The following is a 14202-nucleotide window of genomic DNA, read 5'->3' on the forward strand; positions in this document are numbered from 1 at the left end:
GGAAAACTTCTTCACAGGATTGCTCATCAGACCTTCTTCTCAGGTAGATAGGTCTCCGCCAATCCCAGGGCGGTTCATCGGGCTGGCCAATATCGTCTATAATATGCGCCGCTTTCTCCTCTTGGAGCGGATTAACGCCGCCGCGTAGCAATCCAGAGCATGCCCCCCTCGCTTTGCTCAAAACCAAGAGTAAAAGTCAGACTAGGGAAGTAGAAGTCAACACGCTAAAAACCCGAAATCAGGCGCAAGAGAGGTCAATCAGAGGTTTTTAGAACCCTCCACGTCGCTGGCGCGACCTCGATTTTATGCTAAGAAACGGCAATGCTGAGCGGCATAAAACTGTTACAAGTTCACTGTGGCCGTAGCCCCACTCATGCCAAAACGCTGCGAAAATCATGGTGCTTGGGGATGGTATTCGGCGAACAGCAGATTGGTCCCGATATTGATAGCTGTTACCGAGGAATATGGTGGGAGAAGTGTTCCTGATCCCACTGACTTGCCATAGAAAGCCCACGCTGAATTGATAGGGTATACGTAAATACTGTGCGCGCTGATATTCATGATGGTCTGCGAGGCGCCTGTATTTCCAAGAGTGGAACTGACAGTGACACCGGAATTGTCCGCATTGGCTTTGACCAGGACATAAGGCCCACTGGCGCTTGCGGCATCCGCAATTGTCGTACCGGCCGCAACGGTGATGGAAACCGGTCTGGCCTCGATCCCGTCGTCAAATGTGCGGTGTACGACACCCCCGCCAGCAGAATATGCCAACCCCGTTGAATATGACAGTGTATGCTGGTTGCGCCCTGCCAGCGTCCCGTTTGCAGTGAAGTCCACGGCGATTTGTCCGGAAGCGACCCGGACCACAGAAGCCGTTGAGCTCATCTGTGAGTTTGACGCATCAAGCCAGGCATTGTTGATTCTGATCGTACTATCGCCACCTACTGGAGTGTCGTAGCCATCGCCGAGTGACCCTGTCAGCCACAGGACTGACCCGATGGTCTGATTGTACATCTCCCCGAACTGCCAGACTGCCGTCCCGTCGGTAACGCGGGGTGCGATGTAGACGCCTTCGCTGGAGAAGGCGCTTTCGCTTGCAATTCCGGCATCCAGCGCGATCTGATAAGTCCCTGCTCCTCCCGTCGTTCCGGTCAGCTGTTTAACGATCTGGAAGGGGTGGACCGGCTGCGCCGCCGTGACGTAGTCGCCGATAGAAATCGTCCCCGAGACAACAGAGGATACCGTCAGGGTCGTCGCGCCGTCATACGAGGCAACGGCCTCGGTCGGAGCCGGAAAGTTCGGCTGCGCGCTGCCTGTGGTTCCGGTTGTCCGCGCATACCACAGCCATGCTACTCCATTCACCCCCACCTGAATGCGGGTGACGTCAGGCTTGTCGTACAGCCCTGCAGACCACGCACTGACATTCTGATGGGCAGACCAGTAAGCCGCGTTCAGATGACTGCCACTGATGTAGAACAGAGAGCGGTGTCCGGACTGTGCGTTACCGTAGCTGGGATCGAATTCCGGAATATCCTGTCCGTTTGCCCACAGATCGAACTCGTTCCACGATGCGAAGGCCCCGGGCGATTTGGCAGAAAAATCCTGAATGTCATCGACAATGCCCCAGACAGAGTTCTGACCCATTTTTTTGACAAAGCTGTTGATGCCGACGTCATAATTGGATGACGGACCGTTTCCGTAGCTGTCGAGTTCGGCGTTGATGGCGGATGTATTCCCGGATGAAGTTGGTCCGCTGATTGCTTGTGCTCCAAAAGCAGGCATCTGCGCGTAATTTGAACAGAAAGGCCCGCAGAAGCCCGGGTTCATGTTCCAAAAGAACGCACTGGCGGGCGTATTGAAGTGCTTTGAGGTTTTCGAAACGGCCCCGGCATAAAAGCCGCCGTTCAACGTAATGTTGACATCGCCATCCCCACCGGGGGAAGGATAATATCCTGCGATGGGTCCATCAAAGAGCCATGTTACATATTTATTCGGGTCTGGGGCTGCAAGCTTTCCGTTCCATCGAGATCCTCTGGGGACTTCGACTAGGCTGTTGCTGGGCAACGCATTATAAATCGACTGGATCGTGACGGCATCCGACGCAGAGCCATCCAGCTTTGCCCCCAGACCTGCCAGATTGTATCGGTCGCCCCATCTCTGAGGTAAAGGTTGTGCCAAAGCTGATAGATATAAGCAATTTTCATACAGTATACATAAATATATTATTAAATAAAATAAATTTTTTAATTTAACTAAAATCCGAAACATAATAATTTATATGTTTTCTTGATATATTAACTAAAAATATAAATCTACTTTTTTGTATCATATAAAATAATATAAATCTAGAAATATTCTATAAATTTTATTTAAACGTAAGAGACAGGTCACGTTGACAAAAGATCCATACGATCTGCCTGAGATCTGATTCACTTCCTGGCTGTGGGATAACGGGCAGAGAGAACAGGCATGGCACGAGTCGATCTGACGGATCAGGAATGGGCAATGATTGGTCCGCTTCTGCCTTCTGAGCGTGGACGTTGGGCGGGCCCGTCTGGAGATAACCGCCGTTTTCTCAATGGTATGCTGCACATCCTACCGCACTGGATGCCCCTAGCGGGACATGCATGAACGCTACGGCAAATGGAACTCGGTTTATGTCCGGTTTCGCCGTTAGGCCGAACAGGGTGTCTGGGATGCCCTGCTGCAAACCCTTGTAGACCTTGGTCTGACCGATGACTGGCAGCATATGGTCGACAGCACCGTAGTCCGTGCCCATTCACAGACTACGGGCGCAAAAGGGGGGCTCATTCGGAGGCTTTTGGTCGATCACGCGGCGGCTTTACGAGCAAAATCCACGCCCGATGCGACAATCAGGGACGTCCCCTCGGCTCTCTCCTCACCGGCGGGCAGGTCTCGGACTACAAAGCCACAAACGCCCTGATGAAGCTGCCTGTCCTGACCCCCAAAGCCATGCTGGCTGATCGGGGCTATGACAGTGGCAGCTTCCGTCTGGACCTGCTGCTATGTGGTATCCTGCCGCTTATTCCATCACGTAAAGGCTGCAGTGCTCCACAGAAAACAGACTGGTGACGTTACAGGGAGCGCAACCGCATCGAGCGGATGTTCAACTCCCTCAAGCAGATGCGTCGTATCGCGACCCGATACGACGAGACCGCCTTGTCTTTCATGAGTTTCCTCAATATCGCCGCCGCAAGGCTCTGAATCAGATCTTTTGTCAACGTGACTTAACTTAAGAAAACCGGTCTCCGCCAATCCCGGGGCGGTTCAGAAAGGCCCAAAACCAGAGGGTTTTTTGAACCCTTTATTATGGCGACATTCATTCAGGCATGTATCAGATCTTCTTCGGCCTTATCCAAGAAGGCTTGCAAATCGGTCATCATTATACCGCAATATTTGTCAATTTTCCAGTCCGGCCATTCCCACCATTTGAGCGCCAACAAGCGAGAGGTGGTTTTAGGTCACGTTGACAAAAGGTCTATACGATCTGGGTGAGATCTGATTCACTTTGTTTCTGTGGGATAGCAGACAGAGAAAACAGGCATGGCACGAGGCGATCTGACGGATCATGAATGGGCGGTGATTGGTCCGCTTCTGCCGCCTGAGCGCGGACGTTGGGCCCGACCAGCCGGAGACAACCGCCGGTTTCTCAATGGCATGCTGCATGTCCTGCGCGTCGGTTGTCCATGGCGGGATATGCATGAGCGCTATGGCAAGTGGAACTCCGTTTATGTCCGGTTTCGCCGTTGGGCTGAACAGGGCGTGTGGGATGCCCTGCTGCAAACCCTGGTAGACCTCGGCCTGACCAATAACTGGCAGCATATGCTCGACAGCACCGTAGTCCGTGCCCATTCACAGGCTACGGGCGCAAAAGGGGGGCTCATTCGGAGGCTTTTGGTCTATCACGCGGCGGCTTTACGAGCAAAATCCATGCCCGATGTGACAATCAGGGACGCCCTTTCGGCTTTGTCCTTACCGGAGGCCAAGTCTCGGATTACAAAGCCACAGACGCCCTGATGAAGCTACCTGTCCCGAACCCCAAAGCCATGCTGGCCGACCGGGGCTATGACAGTGACAGTTTCCGCCAGGAACTGCTGTTCCATGGGATCCTGCCGATTATTCCATCACGCAAAGGCCGCAACGCTCCACAGAAAACAGACTGGCGGCGTTACAGAGACCGCAATCGCATTGAGCGGATGTTCAACAGGCTCAAGCAGATGCGCCGTATTGCAACCCGATACGACAAAACCGCCCTGTCCTTTATGAGTTTCCTCAATATCGCCGCCGCAAAACTCTGGATTAACTCTTTTGTCAACACGGCCTAGCATCAAACCGTGGCTTCAAAACATATCCCGGATTGCCAAGATATATTGAGTAAGGCTCGACTTTTTGGCGAACCACAGATTCAGCGCCAATAATGCAGCCGTCTCCTATAATTGCACCTGGGAGAATGGTAACCCCACGACCAATCCAAACATCATTGCCGATCACTACCCCCGAGGGGATATTATCTTCAAACTTTCCGATGTTTGCATGTCGTGAAGGCCACCGAAAAGCCTCGGCCTGAAACGGAAACGTGGTTGCGGATTTGGTTAAATGATTTCCGAGCACAACCGTGACGTCTTCAGCAATTGAACAAAATGCACCAATCTTTAGGCGTGCTGGCGGGTAAGGGAGGATACGCGGGGAGCCGTAGGAGTACTTTCCTACATCGACGAAATCACCTCCGCCCCATGCATAATGAGCATGGAAGCCTCGTCCGACACTTGGATATTCAGACTTCATCAATAGTTGTATCGACGGGAAGATGAACTCGTAGCTTGGAAGGTCTTTGATTTGATCGATAACGTGCGAATAGGCTGAAAAGCTCTCGATCCGTGTTATCGCATAGGCTATATCAGCCATATTTGCAAATGGTAACTTTTTCGATAGAGAAATAAGATTATCCTCTACAGACTTTGATAGTACTTCTTGTAATATTATATGTATATTATCGGGGTCAATATTGATAGATTGATCAAAAAATATTTTATCTAACTCCTCATTATCTCCATCAATGTAGATCTTTCTATCATTTGAAGCTCTAAATATTTTTGCGTTGTTGGGATGCTCGATTACCATTCCATCACCAGATTGGCGACGAATCTTAAAAGAAAATATCGTCCTCTGACCGAAATCACCCATGATCCAGAAGGCATCACCAGATGCAGATGTCAAATAGATTATATCACTGTTAGCTTCCGAACGCCAAGCATAAACAGGGTCTACAACTTCAGTTGGACTGGCGTGACTTAGAACGCCTCCGGATACATGTAAGACAGTTTTTTGAGACGTGATGATGATTGAGTACATACTAACCCGGATAGTAATTATTGCGTATTATTCAGAAAAGTCTTGACATATCAAAATATTGAGTTTTCCTTAATGCTCGGCAGCAAAAGAGGATTTCATGTGGAAGATACACATTCGTGTTTAGAATACAAGCTACCATGAAGACCGGCTAGGCCAACATCGTCTACAACATGCGCCGCTTTCTCTGCTGCATAGCAATCCAGCGGGCGGTAGTCTCCGATCTATTCATACCGCAGATGGAGGGATCGAAGAACTGTTGATTGATCCCCATCGCGCCTGATTTCAGGATTGTGGTGTGCTGATTTCTGGTTCCTGGCCCTGATCTTCGCTCGGCGTTTGTCGCAGATCTGGAGTTCTCCCCCGCAGGTTGCTACGCGCTCGCGTTCAACCTCTCCAGGAAGAGGAAGCGGCGCATATTACAGACGATATTGGCCAGCCTGATCCTCATGGTGGCCCGCGTTATGCCTACGGTTCGAATGAACAGTCCCGTCTGTGATTTCTGATCGGCAAAGACATTGCTCGACGCGAGATATGATCACCGACTTCCCTGCGTTGGATCTCTGGATATGGCGGGGCATAGGCCTGAGATGCGGCTTTTTCCTGTGAACCTTGGAGACAAAGCCCTGCTTTTCCATGAAATCCTCATTGGCTTTTGAGCGGTAGGCTGTGTCTGCCCAGGCCGTTGAGGCTGTATTGCTTTTATCAAGCAAGCCCTCTCTCAATCGCGCGCCGTCACTGGCGGCGGCATCTGTCGTCTTCCATTTGCGGATCAACCGAAATTTCCGATCGATGGAGATGTGCGACTTGTAACCAAAGAATGGGATGGCCAGATCCGTTGCGGGCATACTCCCGTCTTCCTCTCGCTTCACTTTCGTGAATTTCAGGGTCCAGCGCGCATGCCTGTCCTTGTGGGAAAGCTTTGCCGGTTTATCCTGCCAATCCTGTGGGATCCGTCCTTCCCGCAGATCAGTCTTTTCATCGTTGGTATTGCGCTGCTTCGGAGCCGCTACCAGCGTGGCATCCTGGATTTGGCCTGACATCGGCAGATAACCAGCGTTACGCAGGGTCGCATCAAAGCGGTTAAACAAAATATCAATTGCTCCCGCCTGTGTCAGACGCTCCCTGAACAGCCGGACGGTTTTGGCATCCGGCACCCGGTCCGACAGCCCCAGGCCTAAAAAGCGCATGAAGGAGAGACGGTCATTGATCAGGTATTCCGTCCGTCATCGGACAGATTGTTCAGCGTCTGGATCACCAGGATTTTGAACATCAGCACCGGATCAAACGGCGGACGCCCGCCTTTACTGCCGTCTGCATAGGCCAGCGCTTTATCCAGATCAGGACGAAATGCTTCGAAATTCACAGTCCGGGAAAAGGCTTCGAGCTGATCACCAAGCTCGCTCAATCGAGCAAGCCGCTCTTCAACATCAAAGAAACCCGGCTGCTTCATCATCTCTCCCTCCATTCCACGCAGGAAGAATGGAATCACACAGAGAAGCCCAAAACCAGAGGGTTTTTCGAACCCTCCAACTGGATGGCAGGACACCGGATCAGATCGCCAGACAAGGGTCTCGGGGGCATGCCCCGAGACCCTTGTCACCCCATCAGACCTAAGCCATAAAAAATGGGAACTCTCCTTTTGACTGGGTACAAAAAAGGGGGCACGTCACCCGCAGGTCGCCCCGCCTTTCTTCAGGAATCCGGTCTCATCGACAACTAGAACCGCGTCGGGATCGCCAAGATGATCTACGACATGATCCCGAACGACATCGCGCAGTACATCGGCATCCCATAATGCATCAAGCGTCAGCCCTAGAACATCCTCAACCGACGCCGATCCACTCATCTCGTTCAGAATCAGGGTTACCCATAGATTCAGAACTTCCAGAAAAGCGCAACTGTAGTACTAGGCACTTAGATGATAGTCGTCTTCTAGACCATGCTTCAAAAAATAAATCCCGTTTTCAACCGAAGAAAATAAACCGCATGAAACCCAATGTTCAGACAGATAGGTACTTTCCTCTAAATTCAGAGTCGAAGCTCTATTTCTGTGTATAGAAAAGAATTTAATTTTTTTATCATCCATTTTTTCAATAAATTTCATGACCTCTGATTGGCCATTTGGATATCCGTCAAACAGAGTTACATAATTTTTTTCAGCGAGAATTGATTTTCTCTTATAGAATTCAAAAACTGCACCATAGAGTGCAAATTCTGTTATTGAATGTATGTCATCCCAACCAAGAAAAATAAAATATTCCCAGCTATGTTCGGAATTCAATATTTTATTATCCATACATTTTTTAACAATATTCGTTTCCATGACGTATGGGGTTGTAGATTGATATTTCTCATATATTTTTCTATCTAAAGGCAACCCCAAAAGATTAAAAGCATTAGTGAACCATCTAGTAAACGGACTCCAATCTTCATACTCTTGTTCGTGAACAATAGGGTAACCTTCATGGGAGAAAAAACTTGGTTTTAACTCTCTGATAGCGTGATTTTTAGCATCAAGAAGAACATACAAATCATCTTCAATGAAATTTGAAACCATAATCTTTATTACTTGTTGAGATCGACTTCCCTCTACCTGAGAAAAATCAAAATCAGTCATGTCTTTTCTATCTACCCAAAATACTGGAAAATGAGCACTTGAGATTTCTTTTTTTATAGAAAGAAATAATTTCTGTTTTTGTTCAGGCATTATTTCATCATTTAAAACAATAACCCATTGTTTTATGGCGTCATTTCCATACAACGCTAATGAACGAGCTTGTAGAAGTAAATTTGCGAGTTCCCCAGAAAAAACAACCGTAACAAATGTTAACGAATTTTTCGTGTCAAAAAATTTATTAGGGGAATATATTTTCTTTTCATTCAAATCGAAAGAAAGCATCATGTGAACCTCCTAGACAATCAATGCTACGGATGAATCTTAATTAATTCAGGATTGCAAAATTTCATTAATGTTTTTGATATATCTGACCTGATTGTTATCTTTCATAATTCTATTTAATGCATTTCGACGTAATTTTACCCACGTCATGTGATTTTCGTATGCTTGAATAACTACATCGCAAAAGTTTTTCAAGTTTCCTGCCTCGGCTTCAAGAATTTCCGTGCCAACTTCCCATCCAACCTGTCGACACAGGATATCTGAAGCAATGATGGGCAGACCACGAGAAGCCGCTTCATATATTTTATAGGGAATACCGGCGGCGTATCGCGTAGGTGCGATGAAGAACCGTGCCCTATCGTAAAGAGGTTCAAGATTGTCTAACTCTCCCACGTAAAAGACTTTTGGTGTCTTCGGAAAAGTAGAAAAAGAAATACTTGGATCAACATGACCAGCGATTACTAATCTCGTCTCGTCAGGAAGAATTTTTTCTAAAATAGGCCAAAGAATTTCGACAAGCCATACAATAGAGTCGTAGTTAGGAGATTTATAATCATGAACAGCTCCTACAAACAAAAGATCAGTACGTTTTTCCCAACAACTTATTGTTCTATTTGGTTCTTGAATATGGCCCAAAACAGATACGGAATTAAACCCAAAACTCATTAGTAATTTTGCATCAATTTTATTAACGGCTACAATTCTATTCGCAATAAGTAAGCATTCAACCTCTGAACGTATTTTTTCTTTGAACGTTGATTTTTTGTTTTCAGGAATTCCGATAAGGCAATCGTACTGTTCTTCGCGAACAGCACTGACGGCTTCTGTATCAGCAACAATCTCAGCCAAGGGCATAAGATGCGATATCTTCTCGATAATCGGAACCAGGCGCCGAACGTTCTGCGTTCGACAGATCCAGATCGTATCAAATAGTCCGGCACGCAGGGAAAAAAAGGCTTCAAGATCATTGATATCCCGATCCCAGATGATCTCAACAGAATCCGGAAATGCATTATAAAGCCGGTTCGCGGAAACAACGGGTTTGAACACAGGAAACACCGTCACCTCATGCCCCATTTGGGTCATGGTCGTTATGATGTCATGTGATCGGGAGAATCCTGATCCATAGGATTTTAACGGAACTCGATCTTCAATAAATAAGATTCTTTTTGAATCCTGTTTCCTGACAGAGCGCGCTAAATTCGTATTTTGTTTTGACTTTACAATTTTCTTTGAAAGAAAGTCGCTATGCTTCGAATTAAAAATAAGCCTGTTACGGTTAATGTATCCGGTCCCGTTTTTTGCGCTCGAAGAGCCATATTCATAATGAATAGCGGTGATTGACGGATCATAAATAACATCATAACCTGATTTCCAGACATTTACACAATAATCAGTCTCTTCGTAATAAGCTGGAATATAATCTTCATCGAAACCACCGATCTTTCGGAACAACTCTGTTCTTGTAAAAAGGGCTGCTCCAGAGCAGAAATCGACACGGCGCACAAAATTCGCTTCCGGAGCGTCTGGACTAGCGCCTCGCATATAACCAGCAACACTTCCGTCGCGATAAATGATCGCACCTGCTTCCTGTAGCAAGCCATTTGTCCGGATCAGTTTTCCACCAATCACTCCGACTTCTGGATCACGATGGAATCGACTGATAGCAGCCTCAATACTCCCCAACAGGATTTCGGTATCATTGTTCAAAAAAAGAACATACGGCGCACGTACCTGCTGAACTGCGGCATTGCAGGCACGGATAAAAGCGACGTTACCTTCAAAACGCAGGATTGTTGCACCATGCACATAGTGCTCGATATGATAGGTTTCATCGTCCGATCCGCTATCTGCAAGGATCAGTTGAATTTCGTGTCTGTAAGCGGCCCTTAAAGCTGTCAACGCGTTTAGCGTCATATCAAAGTTATTATGCAACACCATGATGACGCTGATGTCGGGTTGCCTAAATGAAAAATCCAGCTTCGAGCGTGCCGCATTGATTGCCGCAGACGCACTCTTTTTTTCAAAAGCGAATTTCGTTTGTACTTCGGCGTGCTCTAAAATTTCGTCAACTTCAGGAACTTTTCCGTCAAATTGGCACCATCCTATGAAGACGTTTGGAATACGGCCATTGAAGAGGAGTTTCTGAATATAAGGTTCGTGATAGAACCGCTCCAGGTCGATGTCCGGATGGGGGCGGCGGCGCTCCTGAATGCCGTAAAGTAGGAAGTGTTCATATCCACTGAAAAACCGTCCGGATTTGATGGCTTCTACAAGATCCGGATTTGATTCCACATAAAATTTTTCCGAAAAGAATCGCGAAGGACTATACTTTTTGCAGTCTGTCTCGGTTAAATAGTGGTGAAGGAAAGAGTGCCATTTTCCATTTTTTAAATCAGAAAAAATTTCTGGATAGGTCTCGGCATACCAGTTCCTATCAAAATAAAGATTGTCAAAATCTCTCTTGGGATTTTGGATATAATTATAGAACGGTTGTTTGACATCCCCATCTGCTAGAGACTTCAGATACTCAAGAGGATCAAAAAACCAGGACCCGCTACGAAATTCCTGGTCACCATACTGGATGTAATGTTCATAGCCATTGGAGAAAACGGTCTCGTTAACGAGCGCACGAGCGACATCTGAGTATCTGTTGAGATAATATTCTTCACAGAATAACCAATGGGGATCCCGATCTTTATATCCGATTTTTCGATAATGATCGAAACCGGATATAAATTTTCCCTGGTTAACCGCGTCTCGAACATCAGCATAACGCTGGACGTAATAAGATTCATCAAAATAGGGATTAGGCTGATAGCCACATTTCCCCGCTAAAAACAGAACTTCTTCAGGATCGAAATCGGCTTGCTCCCTGAAAATCTCTTCGATTTCAGGGTAAGTTTTTTTCATCCAGGAAAAATCTATGTGGTTCCACGAATTCGTTGCGTCACTCACTGAATTTTCCAGTAAAAGTATACTCATTTGTACTCTTCGACTTTCGGCTGCCCTGGGTGACGATACTTCATGATGATCTCGAGATCGTAATGGGACTTATGCGCCTCGGTAGCAGTCCGGGACACGCCATGCACCCGATAACGACAGAGGATTTCAGGCAAAAACACCATATCAATACCCTGATCGATAAATTTGAGCCAGAAATCATAGTCTTCCCATCCTTCTTCGATATGGGAAAAACCGCCTACCTGGGCCCAGGCCGATTTCTTCATCATCGCCATGATGTCGACATAGTTGTTGCGGTACATCCTTTGAACGTCCCACAAATCGGCACTTCCAATCTGGTTGCGGTCACCGAATTCGACGATTTGGCAATAAGCACCCTGCGCACCAGACCTTTGCAAACAATCATATAACTTGGCAATGGATGTAGTCATGATTGTATTATCAGCGTCCATGATAAAAATTATATCAGAGGGACAATACTCAATCGCAGTATTGCGTGACGCTGATGGGCCTTGATTAATACTGTTTTTCAGTAATTTGATTGAAAAAAATCGAAATTTATTTTCTTCCATCCACTCCAAAATCTTTTCTACAGAGCAATCCTTTCTTGAATCATCATCAATCACCACAAGACTTAGAGTCTTATGGGTTTGATTTAAAATAGAATCAAGACACTCTGTTACATATTCTTCATAGTTATAGTTCGTCACTATAACAGAAACATGGACTGCATTATCAATCGAGTCATCTGCATTGTAACTAAATAGAATTTCCGGGGTAGGCTTCCAGGCTTTATCAAGCATTTTCGAAACTTTCTTTCCAGACGCGCCCAATGAAATTAAAAATATCATTAAACTTAGATTTCTGCAGTTTCTTATCTTTGAAGAGTTTCAAGCATGAAAACTGTATTTCCTGCATTTTTTTCTGCCCGTCTGCCGTGTCTAAAAGCCAGGAAATGAGATGCGGCATATGTCGCGGCGTTTCTGCCAGAAAGTGGATCCCCTCCTGGTAAAGGGGCGTGGGTAGACACTCTTCTGTCACAACGACCGAACCGCGTGCTGCACCGTGTTTAATAATACGATGCCATTCGAAATAAGGATCATCATTGCGATGAATATTCAAACATATTTTGCTGTTTTCAGCGACATAGAACGGCATACGCCCTAATATTTCGTTTACGCCCTCCATACGAATGGGACCGTGCGGTTTGCGATAATATAAAAAGCATTCGCGCAGAGCAAAAAAATCAGCATTGCGTGAAAAAAACTTCTCCCGTTTAGCTGAGGCATTGCCAAAAAAGCTGACATCAATAGCACGCTCTGAAATCGGACGCAGTGCTGATTGAGGAGTATCAATTTTTGCACGATCAGGCAAAACACGGAAAAATGCATGGGCACGATCCCGATCTAAAGTTTTAGTCGCAGCCGCACTGGGGATCGGATCAAAATGGAATGCGGGAAGTCCGATAGACTCAAACAGCTCGATATTCTGGTACAGAAAATCAATAACGCCTGCAGACATCAGGAGGTATATAAGGCCTCGCGTAAACCATGCCGTTTGCGATTGCTCCGTGTTGAGCATAAGAGAAGATTTTAAAACATCCTCTTGCTCCCAATGCTTGCTTCCTTCAAGAAAGAAAAATTCATGCGGAGCACAGAAAATACACAGGTCCGGCTTTGCACTCAGAGGCGTTTTTTCTGTTTCAAGTGAGACTTGGAAACCTCCTCCTGCCAAGCAGTCAAGAAGATCTTCTGCAATCTCTTTGATAAAACAGTTGCCTTCAGTATGATAAAAAATACCTATCGACTTTGGTAAAGGAAGATTCTTTTTCCGATGTGATGTCAGGAGATATTTTATCGAATCTTTCGATTTTTCTCCCAAAACTTTTGCAATACGCAACTTGGAAAGAAGTGTGCGTCCTTCAGGAATACCATAAAGAATGGCATGCTGATGCGGCAGAAGCTCAGAAGTTGAGACATCGCCATTTAAAGAAATATAATCCTTACCCGAAAAAAGTGGAAATTCCGCCAATCTCTGTGTGGCACGAGACAAAATCTCATGGCTGAAATTTTCTAGAAGTCCTTTATCAAGAAAACCCAAGTCACGATTATTTTTTAAATAATGGACAAATGGGGCTTTGTCAGGTTCAATACAATCTTTAAAAGCTTTGATATATTTTTTATTATTATACTTTTTATTAGGACTTCTATGTAATTCGTTTATCCCATATTTAACGTAATGAACAAGATATGGAATGTCTATCTTTTCGAGATCAGGATTGCTATCAATATAATATTTTTCATCAAATAAATCATAGTGTAGAATAAGATTATATAGATAAATTTCTTGAGGAGTTAGATGAACTTTGGAAAGGTCAGGTCTGTAACGGTTCCGCGATAGAAGATCGAGAAAGGGATGACCCTCTATCTCCCCAAGAGAAAAATCAAAAATATACTGCCCTGAATCAAATTCAGGATACGGCTTTCTTTTCTCTTCATGCAAACCATAATGCGCATAGTGAAAAATGGGGTCAATCCCACTTTCAGCAACATCCTCATTATCTGAAAGATAGGCTTTCTCATCAAATAAACCTGATTCTCTTATTTTAGCAATGAGCTTATCTGGATCAGAGAGCAAAGGAGAACCTTTCACGAAAATGCATTTTAAAACATAGAATTAAATCTTAATCACAAAAAAAGGATAAAGTCGATATCATCCTTGGATGAAAAAGTGTTTTGAATGGTTTAAGATATCCTCCCTCATAAGACACGATTCAGTAAATTCTGTTCTGGTACGGATATTTATCAATAATCAGATGAAAAATTACCATGCTTCAGAAATACCTGATTATATTCATGAGCAATGCTCATATCCCGTATGGGATACAGATGGAGGGATCGAAGAGCCGTTGATTGATGTGCTTGGCTGGTAATTTCTGACTTGTGGCGATTTGATTGACGGTTCTT

Annotated in this window: 7 protein-coding genes and 3 pseudogenes; 2 read left to right on the forward strand and 8 right to left on the reverse strand. The window is 45.7% G+C overall.

The window, feature by feature from the left end:
* Nucleotides 1-393: 393 nt before the first annotated feature.
* Nucleotides 394-2178 (reverse strand): hypothetical protein, encoded by a 1785-nt coding sequence (locus tag JK202_RS15500; RefSeq protein WP_211562367.1) that lies wholly within the window; start codon nt 2176-2178, stop codon nt 394-396.
* 675 nt (nt 2179-2853) lie between these two features.
* Between JK202_RS15500 and JK202_RS15505 the strand changes: the two genes are divergently transcribed.
* Together JK202_RS15505 and JK202_RS16335 are read left to right on the forward strand one after the other, a co-directional pair.
* Nucleotides 2854-3093 (forward strand): transposase, encoded by a 240-nt coding sequence (locus tag JK202_RS15505; protein ID WP_349291880.1) that lies wholly within the window; start codon nt 2854-2856, stop codon nt 3091-3093.
* A gap of 471 nt (nt 3094-3564) precedes the next feature.
* Nucleotides 3565-4346: pseudogene (locus JK202_RS16335) on the forward strand (IS5 family transposase).
* Here the strand turns inward: JK202_RS16335 and JK202_RS15525 are convergent.
* The 7 genes and pseudogenes from JK202_RS15525 to JK202_RS15555 form a co-directional block, all read right to left on the reverse strand.
* Nucleotides 4333-5238, reverse strand: coding sequence for a CatB-related O-acetyltransferase (locus JK202_RS15525; RefSeq protein WP_211562375.1), 906 nt, complete (start codon nt 5236-5238; stop codon nt 4333-4335). The pseudogene JK202_RS16335 and the gene JK202_RS15525 sit on opposite strands and share 14 nt — an antisense overlap.
* A gap of 505 nt (nt 5239-5743) precedes the next feature.
* Nucleotides 5744-6826 (reverse strand): annotated as a pseudogene (locus tag JK202_RS15530) (IS5 family transposase).
* A 216-nt stretch (nt 6827-7042) separates the two neighbouring features.
* A pseudogene (locus JK202_RS15535) lies at nt 7043-7219 on the reverse strand (transposase); the annotation flags it as partial.
* A gap of 60 nt (nt 7220-7279) precedes the next feature.
* Nucleotides 7280-8275, reverse strand: a complete 996-nt coding sequence (locus JK202_RS15540; protein ID WP_249200170.1) for a DUF6492 family protein — start codon at nt 8273-8275, stop codon at nt 7280-7282.
* A 45-nt stretch (nt 8276-8320) separates the two neighbouring features.
* The gene (locus JK202_RS16340; protein ID WP_211562376.1) at nt 8321-11230 is read right to left on the reverse strand and encodes a glycosyltransferase; all 2910 of its coding nucleotides are present in this window, start codon (nt 11228-11230) and stop codon (nt 8321-8323) included.
* Nucleotides 11231-11253: 23 nt separating this feature from the next.
* Nucleotides 11254-12039, reverse strand: a complete 786-nt coding sequence (locus tag JK202_RS15550) for a glycosyltransferase family 2 protein (RefSeq protein WP_211562377.1) — start codon at nt 12037-12039, stop codon at nt 11254-11256.
* Entirely contained in the window at nt 12032-13888 is a 1857-nt protein-coding gene (locus JK202_RS15555) for a hypothetical protein (RefSeq protein WP_349291879.1), read from the reverse strand. The genes JK202_RS15550 and JK202_RS15555 overlap by 8 nt, the downstream gene beginning before the upstream one ends.
* Nucleotides 13889-14202: the final 314 nt, after the last annotated feature.

It is taken from the genome of Gluconobacter sp. Dm-62 (genome assembly GCF_018256155.1).
Taxonomy (GTDB): Bacteria; Pseudomonadota; Alphaproteobacteria; order Acetobacterales; family Acetobacteraceae; genus Gluconobacter.

Excerpts from the sequence above, each read along its gene's own strand:
- JK202_RS15550 (WP_211562377.1), bottom strand. The coding sequence starts at position 12,039 with ATGCTTGATAAAGCCTGGAAGCCTACCCCGGAAATTCTATTTAGTTAC.
- JK202_RS15540 (WP_249200170.1), bottom strand. The coding sequence starts at position 8,275 with ATGATGCTTTCTTTCGATTTGAATGAAAAGAAAATATATTCCCCTAAT.